Annotated in this window: 21 protein-coding genes; 9 read left to right on the top strand and 12 right to left on the bottom strand. The window is 44.4% G+C overall.

Annotated elements, in window-relative coordinates; genetic code table 11:
* Window positions 1-7 precede the first annotated feature (7 nt).
* From era to FTV48_RS09830, 7 genes are all read right to left on the bottom strand, one after another.
* Window positions 8-1036 carry a GTPase Era gene (era, locus tag FTV48_RS09860; protein ID WP_005097549.1) on the bottom strand — a complete coding sequence of 343 codons (1029 nt, stop codon included), beginning with the start codon at window positions 1034-1036 and terminating at the stop codon, window positions 8-10.
* A complete protein-coding gene (gene rnc, locus FTV48_RS09855) occupies window positions 1036-1734 on the bottom strand; it encodes a ribonuclease III (RefSeq protein WP_005097550.1) in 699 nt (232 codons plus the stop codon). The genes era and rnc overlap by 1 nt, the downstream gene beginning before the upstream one ends.
* Window positions 1706-2077, bottom strand: a complete 372-nt coding sequence (locus tag FTV48_RS09850; RefSeq protein WP_005170117.1) for a DUF4845 domain-containing protein — start codon at window positions 2075-2077, stop codon at window positions 1706-1708. Before FTV48_RS09850 ends, rnc begins: the two co-directional genes overlap by 29 nt.
* Before the next feature lie 24 nt (window positions 2078-2101).
* Window positions 2102-2929, bottom strand: a complete 828-nt coding sequence (gene lepB / locus FTV48_RS09845; RefSeq protein ID WP_005097555.1) for a signal peptidase I — start codon at window positions 2927-2929, stop codon at window positions 2102-2104.
* 20 nt (window positions 2930-2949) lie between these two features.
* Entirely contained in the window at window positions 2950-4767 is a 1818-nt protein-coding gene (gene lepA, locus FTV48_RS09840) for a translation elongation factor 4 (protein ID WP_005097556.1), read from the bottom strand.
* Window positions 4768-5016: 249 nt separating this feature from the next.
* Window positions 5017-5472: a thioesterase family protein gene (locus tag FTV48_RS09835; protein WP_180000175.1), complete on the bottom strand. Its 456-nt coding sequence runs from the start codon at window positions 5470-5472 to the stop codon at window positions 5017-5019.
* Between the two features lie 126 nt (window positions 5473-5598).
* Window positions 5599-6981, bottom strand: a complete 1383-nt coding sequence (locus FTV48_RS09830; protein ID WP_005097559.1) for a Do family serine endopeptidase — start codon at window positions 6979-6981, stop codon at window positions 5599-5601.
* A gap of 236 nt (window positions 6982-7217) precedes the next feature.
* Between FTV48_RS09830 and nadB the strand changes: the two genes are divergently transcribed.
* On the top strand, window positions 7218-8846 hold the full coding sequence (gene nadB, locus FTV48_RS09825) for an L-aspartate oxidase (protein WP_005170113.1): 1629 nt from the start codon (window positions 7218-7220) through the stop codon (window positions 8844-8846).
* A gap of 108 nt (window positions 8847-8954) precedes the next feature.
* On the opposite strand, the gene FTV48_RS09820 is transcribed toward nadB, so the two are convergent.
* The 4 genes from FTV48_RS09820 to pabC all read right to left on the bottom strand — a co-directional run bounded on the left by FTV48_RS09820 (window position 8955) and on the right by pabC (window position 11942).
* On the bottom strand, window positions 8955-9371 hold the full coding sequence (locus tag FTV48_RS09820; protein ID WP_005097561.1) for a PaaI family thioesterase: 417 nt from the start codon (window positions 9369-9371) through the stop codon (window positions 8955-8957).
* An 84-nt stretch (window positions 9372-9455) separates the two neighbouring features.
* A complete protein-coding gene (tmk, locus tag FTV48_RS09815) occupies window positions 9456-10067 on the bottom strand; it encodes a dTMP kinase (protein ID WP_074383333.1) in 612 nt (203 codons plus the stop codon).
* A 2-nt stretch (window positions 10068-10069) separates the two neighbouring features.
* Entirely contained in the window at window positions 10070-11128 is a 1059-nt protein-coding gene (mltG, locus tag FTV48_RS09810; RefSeq protein ID WP_180000173.1) for an endolytic transglycosylase MltG, read from the bottom strand.
* 1 nt (window position 11129) lies between these two features.
* Entirely contained in the window at window positions 11130-11942 is an 813-nt protein-coding gene (pabC, locus tag FTV48_RS09805; RefSeq protein ID WP_005097565.1) for an aminodeoxychorismate lyase, read from the bottom strand.
* Between the two features lie 159 nt (window positions 11943-12101).
* On the opposite strand from pabC, the gene FTV48_RS09800 reads away from it, so the two are divergent.
* The 8 genes from FTV48_RS09800 (at window position 12102) to FTV48_RS09765 (ending at window position 20115) form a co-directional block, all read left to right on the top strand.
* A complete protein-coding gene (locus tag FTV48_RS09800) occupies window positions 12102-13109 on the top strand; it encodes a sulfate ABC transporter substrate-binding protein (RefSeq protein ID WP_159138201.1) in 1008 nt (335 codons plus the stop codon).
* Window positions 13110-13287: 178 nt separating this feature from the next.
* On the top strand, window positions 13288-14301 hold the full coding sequence (locus FTV48_RS09795) for a sulfate ABC transporter substrate-binding protein (RefSeq protein ID WP_005097567.1): 1014 nt from the start codon (window positions 13288-13290) through the stop codon (window positions 14299-14301).
* A gap of 29 nt (window positions 14302-14330) precedes the next feature.
* The gene (locus tag FTV48_RS09790) at window positions 14331-14936 is read left to right on the top strand and encodes an alpha/beta hydrolase (protein ID WP_180000171.1); all 606 of its coding nucleotides are present in this window, start codon (window positions 14331-14333) and stop codon (window positions 14934-14936) included.
* Between the two features lie 87 nt (window positions 14937-15023).
* Complete coding sequence (gene cysT, locus FTV48_RS09785) at window positions 15024-15857, top strand: sulfate ABC transporter permease subunit CysT (RefSeq protein WP_005097570.1); 834 nt, start codon at window positions 15024-15026, stop codon at window positions 15855-15857.
* Complete coding sequence (cysW, locus tag FTV48_RS09780; RefSeq protein ID WP_005097571.1) at window positions 15854-16747, top strand: sulfate ABC transporter permease subunit CysW; 894 nt, start codon at window positions 15854-15856, stop codon at window positions 16745-16747. Before cysT ends, cysW begins: the two co-directional genes overlap by 4 nt.
* A gap of 11 nt (window positions 16748-16758) precedes the next feature.
* Window positions 16759-17820, top strand: a complete 1062-nt coding sequence (locus tag FTV48_RS09775; RefSeq protein WP_005097572.1) for a sulfate/molybdate ABC transporter ATP-binding protein — start codon at window positions 16759-16761, stop codon at window positions 17818-17820.
* Window positions 17821-17874: 54 nt separating this feature from the next.
* Window positions 17875-18798, top strand: coding sequence for a CysB family HTH-type transcriptional regulator (locus FTV48_RS09770; RefSeq protein ID WP_005097573.1), 924 nt, complete (start codon window positions 17875-17877; stop codon window positions 18796-18798).
* 114 nt (window positions 18799-18912) lie between these two features.
* Window positions 18913-20115, top strand: coding sequence for an outer membrane protein transport protein (locus FTV48_RS09765; RefSeq protein ID WP_180000169.1), 1203 nt, complete (start codon window positions 18913-18915; stop codon window positions 20113-20115).
* Window positions 20116-20175: 60 nt separating this feature from the next.
* Here FTV48_RS09765 and carO read toward each other — a convergent pair.
* Window positions 20176-20752 (bottom strand): ornithine uptake porin CarO (carO, locus tag FTV48_RS09760; protein WP_180000167.1); only part of this gene is annotated, 577 nt, incomplete at its 5' end.

The raw sequence follows: 20752 nt of genomic DNA, 5'->3' as shown, positions 1-20752 counted from the left end.
TTATAACTTAGATATCGCTATAACCTAAGCTTTTCAATGCACGTTCATCATCAGACCAGCCGCCTTTGACTTTCACCCAAAGGGTCAGCATGATTTTCTGTTCGAACATTTTTTCCATGTCGAGACGTGCATCCATACCGATTTTTTTCAGCTTAACGCCTTTCTCACCAATCACAATGGCTTTCTGGCTCGGACGATCGACAAAAATCGTAGCATCAATATAGGTACAGGCCGGCTTCATACGACCAGTCTTTTCATTCATCACTGGCTGTTCAGTTTTGAATGATTCAATCTGCACGGTTAAATCATAGGGCAGTTCTTCACCCAGCTGACGCATGATTTTTTCACGAATAATTTCAGAAGCCAGGAAACGTTCTGAACGGTCAGTTAATTGATCCAGGGAGTACAATGGCGGCTGGAACGGAAGATACTTGGCAATCGTGTCACGTAAATGCTCAAGATTGGCACCACGAAGTGCAGAAACAGGTACGATTTCCGCAAAGTTCATCAGCTTTTCGCGCTCACGAATCAGTGGTAAAGCTTCGTTCTTGTTCTCAAAAGTATCTAATTTGTTGATCACCAGAATCACCGGCATTTCAGCATTTTTCAGCTTTTCCAGTACCAGATCATCATTCGGCGTCCACTTCTGTGCATCCACCACAAACAAAACCAGATTCACATCACGTAAAGCCGAATGGGCAGCACGGTTCATCATTTTATTGATGGCACGTACTTCCTTTTTATGCATCCCCGGCGTATCCACGAATACCGCCTGAGACTTTTCACGCGAATCAATCCCGACAATTTTATGCCGTGTAGTTTGCGGTTTACGTGAGGTAATTGAGAGTTTCTGACCCAAAATATGGTTCATTAAGGTAGATTTACCCACATTCGGGCGACCTACAATAGCGACAAAACCACTGCGATAATCCGACGGAATTTCGGTGCCTTGTGCGCTAAAAAATTGATTTACCAGGTCGTGACTGTCGCTTTGCGACTCGTGATCAGCATCAATGTGATCGGAATGAGTAGTCATTAAGACTTATGCTCCAAAAGTTTTAAAATATCTGCCGCAACGGCTTGTTCAGCAAAACGTCGGCTGGCGCCTTCACCCTGCATGGTCGGTAATCCCTCAATCTCACATTCCACTTTAAAATGCTGATTAGGGGCATCACCTTGAATATCTACAACCTCGTAAACTGGGAGAGGTTTCTTACGTGCTTGTAGATACTCTTGTAAACGTGATTTAGGGTCTTTAAGCTGATCGGTCGGCTCAATATGATCCAAATACGGTTCATACCATTTTAACACAATCGGCTCTAACACAGTGAGATCAGCGCAATCCACATAGATTGCGCCAATAATGGCTTCTACAGTATCTGCCAGTATAGACTCGCGATGATGACCGCCAGATTTCAATTCACCGGTACTGAGAATTAAACTCTGACTGAGTTTTAAATCATTGGCGATTTTCCCCAATGCTTCCTGTCGAACCAAGGTGGCACGCATACGCGTCAGCCGGCCTTCGTTTTCGCTTGGGTAGGCAGTGAAGAGATAATTCGCAATGATCATCCCTAAAAGAGAATCGCCTAGAAATTCTAGGCGTTCATAGTTTTGTTTATGACTGACTGAACGATGGGTCAGTGCCAGCTTGAGCAGTTCAGCTTGTTTAAACTGATAACCGATCCGTCTGGCAAGACGTTCATCATTGAGTTTTGACTGCGCTTTGATCAAAATTTTTCTCAAACTTCATCACTAAATCGATATTCATTATGAAATTTTTACGAATTTCATAATTCTTGTGTATCTGCAAACCATCGGTATGGATAACTTTGGCAATTTCATCAAACTTCAGATCGCGAATATTATTCATTGATAAACGCTGATCCATCTGCTGACGGAATTTTTCTGGTGTTATATTGGCTGGCGCACTTTTTAACAGCGCCTCAATTTCACCATCGACCATACGATCATCAAAGTAGGGTCCCCACACTGCAATCGCTACTTTGGCTAGAAATGCAAACCCCACGATTGCAAATAAAATCCCAATATACGAAGCACCTTGTTGATGTCTCATTTTTTATTTTCCTGATTGAAACAATTAATCGATTGTCCCGTTGCGACCAAACGATGGCAATTTAAAGCCAGGTTCTTTATGCATCCAGATATAGAATGCACGACCTGTTAAGTTTTCTTCCGGAACAAGCCCCCAGAAACGGCTGTCAGCACTCTGATCGCGATTATCCCCCATCGCAAAGTAATGACCTTCTGGCACCTTTACTTCCCAATATAAACCATTTTCACTTGAATATTTACCATTTTCCACAAAGTTAATATAAGGCGCCTGACGCGCGACATTGACCCCTTCCAGCTCACGCATGGTAAAGCTATGCTGACCTAAAGTTTCTTTATGATAAATGGCATTGGGTGTATCCAGACGATCTTTTTCACGGCTAAATTCCACTGGAACTTTCGCTACTTGTTCACCATTGATGCTCAACTGACCATGATCATAGACAATATGATCACCGGGTAAACCAATAATACGCTTGATATAGCTGATGGTCGGTTGTGGTGGATAACGGAATACTGCCACATCGCCACGCTCTGGACTGCCAGTATCAATAATTTTAGTGTTGACCATAGGCAGTTTCACGCCATAGTCAAATTTATTCACCAGAATAAAGTCCCCAGTTTCCAGGGTTGGCACCATTGAATCCGATGGAATATTAAACGGTTCAAACAAGAACGAACGCAGCACCAGTACAATCGTCAGTACTGGCCAAAAGTCATAAGCCCAAGTAATGATAAAATTTTCATTGCCCTTGCCGCGAGTTTGTCTTTGTTTCAGGACAAACTTGTCAAGCAACCACAGTGCGACAAAAAACAGCGTCGCAGGAACAAGAATCAAATTAAAATCAAAATCCATGGGCTTATATCCTTATTCTTCTAGCGTTCGACTTTTAACACAGCGAGGAACGCTTCTTGCGGGATTTCGACACTACCCACCTGCTTCATGCGTTTCTTACCTTCTTTCTGTTTAGACAGAAGTTTTTTCTTACGTGACACGTCACCACCATAACATTTGGCCAATACGTTTTTACGCATGGCTTTTACAGTAGAACGTGCAATGATTTGCGCACCAATTGCCGCCTGAATTGCGACATCAAACATTTGACGTGGAATCAGGTCTTTCATTTTTTCCACCAGCGCAATGCCACGATGACGCGCGTCATTACGGTGACAGATCATTGCCAGAGCATCGACTTTTTCCCCATTGATCAGCACATCCACTTTTACCAATGAAGAGCTTTCGAAACGGACAAAGTTATAGTCGAGGGATGCAAAACCACGTGAACAAGACTTCAATTTATCGAAGAAATCCATGACCACTTCTGCCATTGGAATTTCAAAAGTAATCGATACCTGATTACCGAGGAATTTCATGTCTTTTTGTATGCCACGGCGCTCGATACACAAGGTCATGACATTACCCAGATATTCTTGCGGTACTAAAATATGACATTCGGCAATCGGTTCACGTAAATCTTCTACGGTTGAACCATCCGGCATTTTAGACGGGCTGTCGATATAAATCGTCTGGCCATTTTTCATCACTGCTTCGTAAATTACGGTTGGCGCAGAAGAAATCAGATCAAGATCATACTCGCGTTCTAAACGCTCTTGTACAATCTCCATGTGTAGCATGCCCAAGAAGCCACAGCGGAAACCAAAACCGAGTGCATCCGAACTTTCCGGTTCAAAGAACAAGGCCGAGTCATTAATTTGCAGTTTATGTAAAGCTTCACGAAACGGTTCAAAGTCACTGGCATCAATCGGGAATAAACCGGCATAAACCTGCGGTTTTACTTTTTTAAAGCCCGGTAGCGTTGCAACTTCAGGTGTGGTTGCCAAGGTAATGGTATCACCCACCGGCGCACCGAAAATATCTTTAATACCGGCAATCACGAAGCCGACTTCGCCTGCTTCCAACATGCCTGTTTCAGTATGTTTCGGATTAAAGATCCCAACAGAAGTAATGATGTGCGTTTGACCTGTTGATTTCATCAACATCTTGTCGCCTTTACGCACACGACCCTGCTTTACACGTACCAGAGAAACTACCCCAAGGTAGTTGTCAAACCATGAATCTACAATCAGGGCTTGCAACGGCGCTTCGCGATCACCGACCGGTGCCGGAATCACATTCACCAGGGTTTCTAAAACATTTTCAATGCCCAGACCGGTTTTGGCTGAACATGTCGGTGCTTCTGTCGCTTCAATGCCGATAATTTCTTCAATCTCGTGAATCACACGCTCAGGTTCAGCTTGCGGCAAATCGATCTTGTTCAGTACGGGCAGTACTTCCAGACCTTGCTCAATCGCGGTATAGCAGTTGGCGACAGACTGTGCTTCCACACCTTGCGCCGCATCAACGACTAATAAAGCACCTTCACAGGCTGCGAGCGAGCGCGACACTTCATACGAGAAGTCAACGTGTCCCGGCGTATCAATAAAGTTCAGCTGATAAACTTCACCATTTGGATGGGTATAGTTTAGCGTCACCGAAGTGGCTTTAATGGTAATCCCACGTTCGCGCTCAAGCTCCATAGAATCGAGGACTTGAGCCTGCATTTCACGATCTTGCAAACCACCACAGGTCTGAATAAAGCGATCTGCGAGGGTCGATTTACCGTGGTCAATATGCGCAATAATCGAGAAGTTACGAATGTTTTTAATATCAACAGATTTTTTAGCTTGCGCCATGGGTTACCTTGAGAAAAAACGCGCTATGTAATTTAAAAATATTACATAACAAAAGCCGAATAGAAATTGCGAAGGATTATAGCAGAATGGTGATCTAGAAAAAGAATTATATTTTTAGCTTTGTCCACTCTGCCAAAATACCTGTCCAGCGATCTCAAGCTCAATCACTGCAATGAAGCTTTGAAAATCACGCCATATTTTTGCTAAACCTGATTGAAATATCTAACTCTGTGCCAAAGAAGCGAGCACTTATTGATCTAGATACACTATTGAAAAATCATAAGGATTGATCTGCTCAGAAAGAGGTTGATAGGCTTGGGTAAAGGTAGGCGACATGCGTTTAGGACGTCCAGTGGCCATTTCAATACAGGCCCACTGCGTATTACCTGTAAATAACAGGGTTTGATCCTGTGGTCGATAAAATGCATATTGGCGAAATGAATACAGTGCATTGATATCGTTCAGCCAGGTTCGCAAAATAATTTCATCGCCCTCAAAAGCGGCCTTGCGATATTGTACCTGATGCTCAACCGCCACCATGGCATGTTTCAGTTCCACATATTCCTTTAACCCCAATCCCAATTTTTCAATATGGGCTGTGGCGACTTCCTGCATCCACTGTACATAGACCACATTATTGACATGGCCCAAGCCATCGATATGTTCAGCTTGCACCTTTAACGCAAGATCAAAAATAGCTGTCATTTTCTCTTATCCTTTCCATGATTTTCAACTGAATAGAGTCTACCGAATTTATAGACTGGGTAAATTGCAAATAATAAAAAACCGCCCATCAAAAGCGGTTTTTTATATTTAAAAATCTGAATAGAATTAGATACGCATTCCGACAATCGCACGCTGCCCTTGGCGCATGAGCGTAACGCGTGCCACATTGCCCTTCTTCAACTCAGAAACTTCTTGTACAAATTGCTCTGCGTTCAATACTGCCTTGTTATTAATATGCGTTACCACATCGTTTGGCATGATACGCGCCTGTGCGGCAATGCCACCTGAACGAACATCCTGAATCATGACCCCGCCTTTGATCTCCAGTCGATCCTTTTCTAGCGAACTTAAATCACGAATAGCTACACCAATTACAGGCCCTTTGCTCGGCTGCGCCTGTGCTCCAGCTTTTGCAGGGGTATCATCCGGTGCGGTACTTAAGGTTGCTGAAATATTACGGCGCTTATCATCACGTAAAACCTCCAGCTGTACCTGTTGCTGAGGTGCAGTACGGTTGAGATAGTTTAATAATTCACTGGTGCGTGAAATCGCAGTGCCGTTATATTTTAAAATCACGTCGCTGACACGTAGACCGGCACGTGCGGCGGGTGAATTTGGTGCAACCTGAGTAATTAAGGAGCCTTCAGGCTTAGAAAGGTTGTAAGACTCTGCCAGATTACGGTCGATATCCTGCAAGCTGACCCCCAGATAGGAACGGGTCACTTTACCATTCTTTTTCAGCTGCTCTGCCACTTCCATGGCCACATCAATCGGAATTGAGAAGGATAGCCCCATATAACCGCCGGTTCCACTGAAGATCCGCGAGTTCACCCCGACCACTTCACCATGCTGGTTAAATAAAGGCCCACCAGAGTTACCCGGATTGAGGGCCACGTCTGTCTGGATAAAAGGCACTGCTGTTTCACCCATCATGTTGCGCATTTTGGCACTGACGATTCCGGCAGAGGCCGAATAATCAAAACCAAATGGCGAACCAATCGCAAGCACAGGCTCACCGACACGTAAGCGGCCTACATCCCCGGTACGCAATTCTGGAAAATTCGAACCTGTGACCTTAAGTAAAGCTACGTCGGTACGTGCATCACTTCCCACCACAGTAGCATCAATTTCACGGCGATCATTCAGGGTAATGGTGACTTTAGATGCATCCTCAACCACATGATGGTTGGTCAGCAGATAGCCATCTTTACTGATAAAAAATGCACTGCCATAGCCGGTTTTTTCCTGTGGCATGCGCTGCTGCGGGATAATCACCTGATTGCCAAAGAAGCGACGCAGAATTTCCGGAACTTGTTGTTGTAAGAGTTCTTCTTCGCTCATTTTTTTAACGACATTGACACTGACCACGGCAGGACTGACCTGCTCGACCAGATTTGAAAAATCAACCGGTGTGACAGCCTGCAACTGTGCAGCACTCATGGTCAGGGTCGCTGCAAATAATCCTTTTTTTAAGTCTAGAATTTTCATATAAATTATTCACTCAAATTGTTGATAAATTTATGTAAATAGGTTTTATCACAAACATTGTAAAGTTTAAGTAATAATATGTTTCAATGCTTCACGCTGGACAATATCTCATCATTAAAACACTAAGTTAAGGCTTTGATTAATTTTTTTCATTAATAAATGAGCATTTCAACGCTTGCCTTTTGCACAAAAAAGCGCTGTTATTACCAAACTTTTTTTAAAATTAGCTGATGGACATGTCTAATTCATCCCTTACCCATCAATTTGACGTCATTATTGTGGGCAGTGGCGGTGCCGGTTTAAGTTTAGCCTTATCGCTCCCGGACCATTTTAATATTGCAGTTTTAGCGAAATCCACCCTGACAGATGCCAGCACCTTTTATGCGCAAGGCGGTGTTGCTGCAGTACTCGATAAAATGGATTCGATTGAACAGCATATTGATGACACCATGATTGCAGGTGCACAGCTATGTGAAATGGACGCAGTCAAACAGACGGTAGAAGGGGGCAAACCATCAGTTGACTTTCTGCTAAAACACGGTGTGCAATTTACCCTGGATGAACAGGAACAGTTGCATCTCACCCGTGAAGGCGGCCATTCACAGCGCCGGATTATTCATGCCGCAGATGCCACAGGTCGTGCAATTTCGACTACTTTGGTACAACGCGCCCAAGAAAAATCAAATATCACTATTTTTGAAAATTATATTGCGATTGATCTGATCTGTTCACATAAACTTGGCCTAGACGGTGAAAACCGCGCGCTAGGTTTATATGTGCTGGATGAAAAAAATGAAAAAGTACATACTTTTTTAGCGCCCTTTACCGCCCTTGCCTGTGGCGGTGCCATGAAAGCCTATCTTTATACATCAAATCCGGATATTGCCACAGGTGACGGCATTGCCATGGCCTATCGTGCCGGCTGCCGGGTGGCTAACATGGAATTTAACCAGTTCCATCCGACCTGTCTCTATCATCCACAAGCGCGCTCCTTCCTCATCACTGAAGCAATGCGCGGCGAAGGGGCTTATCTGCGTCTGCCCGATGGCGAACGCTTTATGCTGCGTTTTGACGAGCGCGCCGAACTTGCACCACGCGATATTGTCGCACGCGCAATCGACTATGAAATTAAGCGCTTGGGTATTCGGCATGTCTGGCTGGATATTACCCATAAGGATGAAAGCTTTGTTAGAGAACATTTTCCTACGCTTTATGCCCGCCTGCTGGAACTGGGTATTGATATCACCAAAGATATGATTCCAGTGGTACCTGCAGCCCATTACACCTGTGGTGGCGTTGTGGTCGATGAACATAGCCAGACTGATATCGCAGGTCTATATGCAATTGGGGAAACCTCTTATACTGGTCTGCACGGTGCTAACCGAATGGCCAGTAACTCACTTTTAGAATGCTTTGTGTATGGCATGAGTGCAGCCAAGCATATCGAATCTCATTTCAATGCTGACTATGCCTTTCCGCCCGTACCCATCTGGGATGACTCACAGGTAACCAATCCGGATGAAGATGTGGTGATTCTGCAAAACTGGGATGAGCTACGTCAGACCATGTGGAACTATGTCGGTATTGTGCGCAGCACCAAACGTCTGGAACGTGCCTTGCATCGTATTGAAATGCTGAAAAAAGAAATCACCGAGTATTACCAAGATTATCAGGTCAGCAAAAACCTGATCGAGCTTCGCAATCTGGTGCTGGTCTCAGAAATGATTGTGCGCTGTGCCATGCAGCGTAAAGAATCTCGTGGCCTGCATTTCACGCTGGACTATCCGGAATTATTGCCTGAATTACGCAAGACCATTCTAAATCCGGTGAATTTTGAAGTAGAAACACCCTTGGTCAATATTTAGATTATTGGGGAGATATGATTTTTAAATCATATCTCCCTGTCTTTTAGCGCTCACCTACTTAATTAAGCTTAGGCTATTTATATCACTGAACTTCTATTCTTCAGGTGTTTAGTGTTGAGGTGGAATGGCATAAGTCGCAGTAACATGCGCCACTGGCTCATCAAGGTCTACTGAATAAATCCAGACTTCCCCGACAATCAGAACTTTACCGACTTTAATAAGCTTGCACTCTCCTCGCAAATCCGTGCCACCTGAAGGTTTACGGAGAAAATTGATATTCAGATTGGTGGTGACAGCCAAACCCACCAGGCCAATTTCGCCCAGAATAGCGACATATAAGGCAAGATCGGCCAAGGTCATCATGGTTGGGCCAGAAACAGTACCACCCGGACGCAACTCTTGTGCGCTAACCTGATACAGCAAAGTTGCGCCGCGTGGAACAACGGCTTCGATCCTACATTTTTCTAGGCTTTGTGGAAATTCTTGTTGTAAAAATTGTTGGATTTCGGTTTTGGTCGTTTTCATCTTATTAAAAAAATCTTCTATATTGCCTTCAATATAGAAGATTTTTCACACATTTACCTAGTGAAAATTAAAATAAACAGGATTTCAATTTAAACCAGACTTCAAATAACTTAAAGCCTGCTCGAATACCTGCTCCGGTGTACGGGTTGCATCCAGACGTTTGATCCGTTCCGGATGACGCTGCCACAACGTTTCATAGCCGGCTCTTACTTTCTCAAAGAAAGTGACTTTCTCTTGTTCAAAGCGATCCAGTGCGCCACGCGCGCGTGCCCGGTTCATTCCCAGTTCAATCGGTGCTTCTAACCAGAAGGTGATGTCCGGCATACGTGCCACAAAGTGATCATTTAATAACTGCAGCTTTGTTTCACTGAGTCCACGACCTGCACATTGATAGGCAAAGCTGGCATCAGTAAAACGGTCACAGAGTACAATTTTTCCGGCTGCTAAGGCTGGCAGAATGACTTGTGCCAAATGCTGGGCACGCGCCGCATACATCAATAGTAATTCGGTATCATGCGCCATCGCTTCTTCATGATTCACAGCCAGAAGTAGTGCTCGGATCTGCTCGGCCATCGGCGTACCACCCGGCTCGCGCGTAAGCATCACATCTTTGCCTTGGGCCATAAAATCGTCATAGATCGAACGAATGAGTGTGGTTTTACCTACACCTTCTGTGCCTTCAAAGCTAATAAACATACTCATTCCTTATTCTTCGAGCGTAAAATGGTCAGATACTCCTGCACTGCTTTATTGTGATCATTCAGATTGGTCGTAAACGTATGTCCGCCATTGCCCGTGGCGACAAAATAAAGGTTGTCAGAATTATCCGGATGCATGGCTGCTTCAATGGCTTTCTTACTTGGCAGTGCAATTGGCGTTGGCGGCAAACCAGACATGGTATAGGTGTTATACGGCGTCGGCGTACGTAAATCCTTGCGGGTAATATTGCCATTATAGCTATCGCCCATTCCGTAAATCACGGTGGGATCGGTCTGTAAACGCATGCCAATTTTTAAACGGCGCACGAACACTCCAGAAACCTGTTCTAGCTCACTATCCACACTGGTTTCTTTTTCAATGATCGACGCCATGATCAGCGCTTCATATTTATTCTGATAGGGCAGATCAGTCACGCGTTTTTCCCAGGCCTGATCCAGTGCCTTCATCTGGCGCTGATACAGATTGGTTAAAATTTTACGGTCAGTTTCACCTTTAGCAAAGAAGTATGTATCCGGTGCAAACAGACCTTCAGGATGTGAAAATGGAATATTGAGCTCTTTAAGGAGTTGTGCCGTTGGCAAATGTGACACTTCTTTGGTCACCAGATCATCTTTCTTCAAAGCATCAATCAGCTGTTTGAATGTGGTTCCTTCAATCACCAAAATCCGGTTCATCTGGGCATTTTCAGCATTGGAGATCATATCCAGAACCTGACGAATGCTCATGCCCTGGCGCACTTCATATACGCCAGCTTTCATGGTGTCATGAATCAGGATGCGCTGATAAAGCTTGAGAATAATCGGGAAACTGACCTGCTTTTCTTTGGCCAGACGGTCAATAAAACCAGAATAGGTTTCCCCTGACCCAATCGCCAGCAGCTGTTTTTGTCCGTCTACAGGATAGTCTTTCCACAAACTACTTTTTAAGACCAGTACCAAAATCAAGGCAAGTCCAATCAGGACGAAGGCAATTCCTTTGAAAAGTGACGAAAATTTGGCTGTATTGTTCTTTTTGGCTTTAGACTTGGAAGCTGACATATTAAGACATCTGATTTAATCGAAGACGGTTAAAAAGTTCAATACAAGCATCGCCATCCAGGGATCGCTGCTCAAATTGAGTGACAATTTTCATCGGGTTTAGCGCATTACAAAAAAACAGACTCTGAATATGGGCTATTTCCTCCATATCGATGTAACGTTGCTGACAGGCAATTCCCTGATCTTGCATCCGTTGTAGAATTTCTGCACGCATCACCCCAAAGACGCCATTATAACGAAGTTCCGGCGTAATCCATGTATTGTTTATACAAATGAAACAATTACTGCTCACCCCTTCGACAACCCCGCCCTGTACATCTGTCACCAGTGCCTCAGACCAACCGCGCTGATCCGCCTCCTGCTTGAGCAAAACCTGCTCCAGGCGATTCAAGGTTTTTAGTCCGACCAGACCCGGCATGGTCAATCCCAGTGCCTGCTGTAATACCCCACTTTGGATCTGTTCATACTTTAAATCATGTAGGGCTTGAGGATAATAAAATACCCACAGATCCGCCGGATGCTCTGGCAAACTATAGCCCCGCTCGCCGACTCCACGACTCAGCACGATCTTTAATGTTCCATTCAGCTGACTTTCTGATTCACGTAAAAGTTCTAAACTTTCTGCAATCAGAGCTAAATCAGCATGCAAACTTAATTTTTGATTACTGAGCTGCAAACGTGCCAGATGACGATCATATAATTCCACCCGGTCCTGTCGAATCCGGGCCGTGCTAAAACAGCCATCACCATAATGAAAGGCCCGATCGAGTACTTCTATCTCACTGACATGTTTCGCATTTTTCAAACAGAGCATATTTTATTGCCTCTCAAATCAACAATTGAGTACTGAGAGATAAGCTCCATCGATTTATCTCTTTTACTCACATCAAATGCATTTTTAATTATTTTTTATGCAAAATATCTCCAGCTATTCTTGCCTTGTCCAACAAAAGCTAAAAAAATTGAGGCAAAAATGAATATTGGTAAATTAAAAATTGGGGTATTGGCTGCACTGGTTTCGGCCACTGCTTTCAGTGTGTCTGCAAAAGATTTCCTGAACGTGTCTTATGACCCAACCCGCGAATTATATGACAATTTTAATAAGGAATTCAGCGCATACTGGAAAAAAACCACGGGTCAGGACGTGAACTATAAACAGTCGCATGGCGGTTCAGGTAAACAGGCCCGTGCTGTGATTGATGGTCTGGATGCAGACGTCGTGACCCTCGCGCTGGCGGCCGACATTGATGAAATTGCAGCGAGAGGTCTGCTGCCTAAAGACTGGCAGAAAAAATTCCCGCAAAACTCGACCCCCTATACCTCCACCATCGTCTTTCTGGTCAAAAAAGGCAATCCAAAAGGGATTAAAGATTGGGGAGATCTGGTGAAACCTGGAGTAGAGATCATTACGCCAAACCCGAAAACTTCTGGCGGTGCACGCTGGAACTATCTGGCGGCATGGGCATGGGCCAAACATCAACCTGGTGGCAATGACAGCAAAGCACAAGATTTTGTGCGTCAAATTTATAAACAGACCAAAGTGCTGGACTCAGGCGCACGTGGAGCCACCACCACTTTTGCTGAGCGCGGGATCGGTGATGTATTACTGGCTTGGGAAAATGAAGCCCATCTCGCTACTCGTGAACAGCCGGGTAAATTTGAAATCATCACGCCAAGTCTGTCAATTTTGGCCGAGCCACCGGTGGCAATTGTAGAGAAAAACGCCAAGAAAGATGGCAATGAAAACCTGGCCAAAGCTTATTTGAATTATCTGTATTCTCCTGCGGGGCAAACTGTGGCTGCGAAGAATTTCTATCGTCCACGTAATAGCGAAGTATTAAAGAAATATAGCAGCGTATTTAAACCTTTAAAGTTAGTCACCATCGACAAAGAATTTGGTGGCTGGACCAAGGTACAAAAAGCACATTTCGATAATGGCGGGATCTTTGATCAAATTGTAAAGGCAAATCATACGAAATAATGAGGCAGTCCAGCAGAAACAATGGCCTTTATTGATAAGGCCATTCTCATTTCAATAACTTCAGCTCTGTCTTATCTTTTTTTTTCATATAAAATTCGTTTTTATTTATTTTTTACGCATAAAGAATAGGTTTATTCTGCAGCTATGTTACAAAACGTGTAAGAAATTGAGGTTTCTAATGAGTATTTCAAAAACAATAAAACTTGGGGTTCTGGCTGCTGTGATTTCGGCAACCTCATTGGGTGCTTCAGCACGTGATTTTTTGAATGTTTCCTACGATCCGACACGTGAATTGTATGAAGATGTCAACAAGAGTTTTGGCAAATATTGGGAAAGCCGTACGGGTCAAAAAATTAACTTCAAGCAATCCCATGGTGGTTCTGGTAAACAGGCCCGCTCTGTTATTGATGGCTTGAATGCAGATGTGGTGACTTTGGCCCTCGCAGCCGATATTGATGTGCTTGCAGAAAAAGCCAAATTACTGCCAGCAGACTGGCAAAAGAAACTGCCACAAAACTCGACACCGTATACCTCAACAATCGTATTTTTGGTGCGTAAAGGCAACCCCAAAGGGATTAAAGACTGGGGCGATCTGGTGAAACCGGGTGTCGGCATTATTACCCCGAATCCGAAAACATCAGGTGGCGCGCGCTGGAACTATCTGGCGGCATGGGCATGGGCCAAGCATCAGGCCGGTGGCAATGACACGACTGCACAAGAATTTGTTCGCCAAATTTATAAAAACACCAAAGTCCTGGATTCAGGTGCGCGTGGTGCAACTACCACCTTTGCCGAGCGCGGGATCGGTGATGTCTTGCTGGCCTGGGAAAATGAAGCGTACTTAGCGATTCGTGAGCAACCAGGTAAGTTTGAAATTATCACGCCAAGTCTGTCTATTCTGGCTGAACCGCCAGTGGCGATTGTAGAAAAAAATGCAGCGAGAAAAGGCAATAAGCATCTGGCTCAAGGTTATTTAAACTTCCTGTACTCACCACTGGGGCAAGATCTGGCAGGCAAACATTATTATCGCCCACGCAGTGAAGTAGCTTTAAAGAAATATAATCATGTGTTCAAACCACTCAAACTGGTAACGATTGATCAGGAATTTGGCGGCTGGGCAAAAGTGCAAAAAGCGCATTTTGAGAATGGCGGTATTTTCGACCAGATTGTGAAGGCAAACAGCGCGAAGTAATTCGCAGCTGATCTGACAGGAGCATCGACATGATACATACGCTTATTGTTCCAGGTGTAGGTGGTAGCGAATACAATCACTGGCAAACATGCTTACAACATCAGCTCAGTCGATGCTCTCGTGTGCAACAAAAAGATTGGAATCATCCCGTTTTGCAGGAATGGATCACTGAATTTGTCAAAGCCCTGCAAGATATTCAAGATGATGTACAGATTGTAGCGCACAGCTTTGGCTGTTTAACCTCGGTCGCAGCACTGGCACAACATCCAGAATTGACTGCTAAAGTTAAAAAGCTGATTCTGGTCGCGCCGGCCAATCCGGCACGTTTTGGGGAAAATGGTTTTGTTCGTAACAGCCAGACCGATTACAGCCATTATTTTCAGCAAGTGCAGATTCAGGTTCCGGCCACGTTATTAATCAGTGAAAATGATCCCTGGTTAAGCTATGCAGACGCCCAGTTTCTGGCCAAAGCCTGGAAACTCAAACCGATTAATCTCGGACAGGTGGAGCATGTCAATGTCGCTTCAGGATTTGGCCCTTTTCCTGAACTTGCCCAGTATTTGATTTCAGAAAAGACTATGCAACATATCAGCAATACTGATGACAGCAAGTATTATTTCAAATTTGCATTTTAGTCGTTGCAAATTATGCTTGTGTCCAATTTCTTTTTTTAATTTTCGCTGGTTAGTTTTAACCAGCTTTCTCTCTTTTGAGGAGTCATCATGTCGCAGCGATCCCGAGTGCTGCCAGGATTTGGTCTTTCTCTAGGCTTTACCCTAGCGTATTTATCATTAATCGTTTTAATCCCGCTGTCTGCTGTTTTTATTAAATCACTGGGCATTGGCTGGGAAGGCTTGTGGGAAATCCTGAGCTCTGAACGTATTCAAAAATCCCTACAACTCAGTTTCAGTGCAGCCATTATTGCTGCGCTGGTGAATGTGGTGTTTGGCCTGTTATTGGCCTGGTGTCTGGTACGTTATAGCTTCCCGGGCAAACGTATTGTCGATGCCTTGGTCGATTTGCCTTTTGCGCTGCCAACAGCGGTGGCCGGTATTGCCTTGACCTCTTTATATGCGCCGACTGGCTGGATTGGTCAGTATCTTGAACCGATTGGTATTCAGGTTGCTTATACCCCGATTGGTATTACGCTGGCTCTAATCTTTATTGGCCTGCCTTTTGTGGTTCGTACCGTACAGCCGGTACTCAGTGATCTGGAAACCGAACTGGAAGAAGCTGCATCTGCACTCGGGGCAAATCGCTTGCAAATTGTGACCAAGGTAATTTTCCCGATTTTACTTCCTGCGCTTATCACTGGCTTTGCGTTAGCTTTCGCTCGCGGTGTTGGTGAATATGGTTCGGTGATCTTCATTGCCGGGAATCAGCCCTTTGAAACAGAAATTGCCCCACTGATGATTATTTCTCGTTTAGAAGAATATGATTATGCCGGTGCAACCACAATTGCGGTGGTGATGTTGCTGATTTCATTTGTCCTGCTGTTCCTGATTAACTTACTGCAAGCTTGGGCCAGCCGCCGTACCGGGAGAACTGCACGATGAGTTTGAATACCAACAGCAATGCACTGGCTGAAAAACTGCAATCCCGTGATGCAACCCGTGAGCCAACCTGGGTACGTTATACCCTGATCACTATTGCACTGATTTTCTTCTTGAGCTGCCTGATCCTGCCTTTGATTCTGGTTTTTGTGGAAGCCTTTAAACAGGGAATTGGTGTTTATACACAGGCATTGGTGCATCCAGATACTTTATCTGCGGTCAAACTTACACTTTTGACTGCTGCAATCGCCGTACCGCTGAACGTGGTATTTGGTGTGGCTGCGGCATGGTCAGTGGCGAAGTTTAACTTTCGGGGTAAATCCTTCCTGACCACCTTGATTGATATGCCATTTTCGGTCTCTCCCGTGATTGCCGGTTTAATGCTGGTACTGATTTTCGGTACGCAAGGCTGGATGGGGTCTTGGCTAATGGACAATGACATCAAGATCCTTTATGCAGTGCCTGCCATTGTCCTGGCGACCATCTTTATTACTGTACCTTTCGTGGCTCGTGAGTTAATTCCATTAATGGAAGCACAAGGCACGGAAGAAGAAGAAGCTGCGATTGTGCTCGGTGCATCTGGCTGGCAAACTTTCTGGAAAGTGACCCTGCCAAATATCAAATGGGGTCTGATTTACGGCGTGATTCTGTGTAATGCACGGGCCATGGGTGAGTTTGGTGCGGTATCGGTTGTATCCGGTCATATCCGCGGTGAAACCAATACTTTACCGCTACACGTCGAAATTCTTTATAACGAATATACCTTTAGTGCTGCGTTTGCCGTGTCTTCGCTTCTGGCTCTCCTCGCAATTGTCACCCTGATTTTAAAAACATGGGTGGAACTGCGCCAGGAAAAACAGGACAAACGTAATCAAGATTCTACAGTTTCTTAAGGAATGCCAACATGAGTATTCAAGTACAAAATATTGAAAAACACTTTGGTGCATTCCATGCACTTAAAAATATCTCGCTGGATTTTCCAGATGGTCAACTGGTGGCCCTGCTCGGCCCATCAGGTTGCGGCAAAACCACGCTGCTACGGATTATTGCAGGTCTAGAATCTGCAGATGGCGGTCAGGTCATTCTGGAAGGTCAGGATGCGACCAATGTTCATGTACGTGAACGTGAAGTCGGCTTCGTGTTTCAACATTATGCCCTGTTTCGTCATATGACGGTATTTGACAATATTGCTTTTGGTCTGCGTGTTCGCCCACGTAAAACCCGTCCATCTGAAGCGGAAATTAAAAAACGTGTTACGCGTTTACTTGATTTGGTTCAGCTGGGTTTTCTGGCTGACCGTTACCCTGCTCAGCTTTCAGGTGGCCAGCGTCAGCGTATTGCATTGGCACGTGCCTTAGCCGTTGAACCGCGGGTGCTGTTGCTAGATGAACCTTTCGGTGCACTGGATGCCAAAGTCCGTAAGGAATTACGTCGCTGGTTACGTACCTTGCATGATGAGTTGCACATCACCTCGATCTTTGTGACCCACGATCAGGAAGAAGCGCTGGAAGTGGCCGATCAGATTGTGGTGATGAACAAAGGTAATGTCGAACAGATCGGTTCGCCACGTGAGGTCTATGAAACGCCGGCAACCCCATTTGTGTTTGATTTCTTGGGTCAAGCCAATCGTTTTGAAGGCCAGAACAACGGCGGCATTATTCAGCTCGGGCAAGATCGCATTCACTTTGATGGCGCAAAAAATGCTGCTCAAGGTGAAGTGATTTTATTCGCACGTCCTGATGAGCTGCGCATTCATGCACAGCCACAAGACAATGCCATTCAGGCCACTTTCATACGTGAATTATGGATTGCGGGTAAAGTCGTTGCAGAACTGAATGACCGTCAGGGTAACTTGATTGAAATTTTACTGACACCTGATGAAGCAAGAGCACACCAATTCCGCCCCAATCAAACCGTGTGGTTAAGTGCAGTGAACTTGCATTTATTTGAAAATCAGGTCGCTTAAGACCAAAAGATGGGGCTTCGAAATGCCCCATCCTCTTCTAGGGTAAAGAGAATTATGAATTTCCAACAATTAAGAATTATACGAGAAACGGTTAGACAGAACTTTAATTTAACTGAAGCCTCAGCTGCACTTTATACTTCGCAGTCTGGAGTAAGTAAGCATATTAAAGATCTGGAAGATGAGCTTGGCGTACAGCTGTTTATCCGTAAGGGTAAGCGTCTACTGGGTTTAACCGAGCCGGGTCAGGCACTATTAGGAATTGTAGAACGCATGCTGGTCGATGCCGATAATATTAAGCGTCTGGCTGATGATTTTAATAAAGTTGATGAAGGTACCTTGACCATTGCCACCACGCATACCCAGGCGCGCTATGTGCTACCGCCGATTGTCAGCCAATTTAAAAAAGAATTTCCTAAAGTGCATTTGATTCTGCAACAGGCCAGCCCGGTAGAAATCACGGAAATGCTGCTGCAAGGTCAAGCCGATATCGGTATTGCAACCGAAGCACTGACGACTGAAGACAATCTGGCCAGCGTACCTTATTATAACTGGCAACATAGTATTATTACGCCGCAAAATCATCCACTTGCAACTAAAGATCAGATCCGGATCGAAGATCTGGCCCATTACCCGATTATTACCTATCATGGTGGTTTTACCGGTCGCTCCAAGATTGATACCGCCTTTGAAGAAGCCGGCTTTGATGTCGATATCGTCATGTCCGCACTCGATGCCGATGTGATTAAAACCTATGTGGAAATGAATATGGGCGTCGGCATTGTCAACGATGTCGCTTATGACCCGGAGCGTGATTACCGTTTAAAGCAGATTAAAACGGATATTTTTGGCATGAATACCACCTGGATTGCGGTACGTAAAGGACATTTACTACGTGGTTATGGCTACGAGTTTATTTCCCTGTGCTCGCCGGATGCCGATATTAAAGCGCTTAAAAAAGTCGCCTATCCAGACGAATAAAAATATATAAGTTTTCAGTCAAAGAGGCCAGCGAGCCTCTTTATTATTTTCAAGTGGATAATCTGTATAAATATCAAGCATAATCACATTAATAATAAATTGAATTATACCAATATGATCGACAGCAAATTTGCTCTTTTCTGTATGGGCTGCGCTTTTTCTGGGTCAGGTTATAGCGCTGCTTTTGAACAGTCCAATCAAAGTATTCAGTCTTTTTTTGAAAAAAATCATTATGCTGAAATTTCATTGGCTTGGGTTCGCCCTGATATTAGCGGTCAGGTACAGCATACCGAGCAGCTGCAACAACTGGGTATTACTGACTTTTCTACGGGCCAACTTGCCAGTACGCAATTTATCTCTAATGTTGCCTTAAAATTACAGCTTCACCCTCAACTGTCATGGGGACTGATTTATGATCAGCCTTATCATGTAGATGTGGCTTATAGTTATAATCCTGTTTTTGCAGGTGAAGCGCTTTCTGTTGAAGCCGCGACTATCCAGTTTGATAGCCACAATCTCACATCATTAATCGGCTTCCAACCGGATAATCACTGGAATTTTTATACAGGGCTAAGTTATCAAAGTCTGGAAGGAAGCTTATATTTATCCGGGCAAACCTTTTATATATTTAATGGTTATCGGGCTACATTTGAACAAGATCCCGCTTGGGGCTGGCTTGCAGGATTCAGTTATCAACTACCCGAATATTTTTTTAGAACTGCGCTGACTTACCGTTCAGCCATTGCTCACCATCATAAAACTGCTGAATCGATTGTCGTAGGCACCAATCCCTCCCCCTATACCCAGATTCAAACCCCTCAATCCATCCATCTGGATTTTCAAACAGGATTGCCTTATCAAAATGCCTTTTATGGCACATTACGCTGGTTAAACTGGCAAAATTTTGTCATTCAGCCGCCTAAATTCAGTGTAGTGATTGACTATGCTGCCTTAGAATTCCCAGAATTAGAATCATTCAGGATGATTGATTATCGTGAGGATCAATGGTCTGCCAAAATCGGTCTGGCGCATCAATGGCCCTCCTTTGGCATAAACTCTATCGAACTCTTATGGGATTCCGGTACAGGAAATCCGGCTTCGACATTAAATCCGAGTGATGGATATTGGGGTATTGGACTAGGTCATCTTTACAAGATTCAAGATACTTGGGATATTGCCACAGGGTTCTATTATTTAAAATTTCAAAAACCTGAGGTCTCAACATCTGAGTCACTTATGCCTCAGATTGCAGGCTTATCCGCTGTTTCTGATAATAGTGCCTGGATCATGGGCTTAAAACTGGGTTATCACTTTTAAAACTTTCATTACAACGCATAAAAAAACGAGCCGAAGCTCGTTTTTTTATGCAGCTCAAGCTTAGAAGCGGAAGCTTACACCCAGTTTTGCTACAGGGAACCATTCATATTTGTTATCTTCGCGAATTTTACGTTCTTCATTTTCAATCGCTGTACCTACGCTAGGAGAACCCTCGACAGGTGCAAGACCCGTAGCGATCAAATCCACGGTTGGATTACCATTGTAGTATGCACCAATTTCACCAAATACGCCCCAACGGTTGGTAATTGCCGGAGAGAAACCAAGTCCTACATAAGGAGCGATGTTATTTTTATAGGATAGCTTACCGTTTACGCGACCTTCTGTGGCACCTGTAGCAAGCTGATAATCATTGTTATCAATACTTAAGGTTTCACCGCCACCGATACGTCGAGATAGATCGTAATCATTATCAATGTAAGCGACACCAGCAGCCATGTAGAACCAGTTTGCCCAAGGACGAATTTCAGCATTTAAATAAGTCAGATTGTTGTCCATATCTAGATCATATTTTGTACCGTTAATTGATAAATCATCAGACCAGGAAATGTCACCACCGTTATAACCTAGAGTCACGCCTACATATGGGTTGGCATTCCAAGAAATTGCCCCAGATCGG

Source organism: Acinetobacter sp. YH18001, from assembly GCF_013416975.1.
Taxonomy (GTDB): Bacteria; Pseudomonadota; Gammaproteobacteria; order Pseudomonadales; family Moraxellaceae; genus Acinetobacter; species Acinetobacter pseudolwoffii.
Note: the sequence above shows the minus strand (reverse complement) of the source record. Positions and strands in the feature narration are given on the sequence as shown.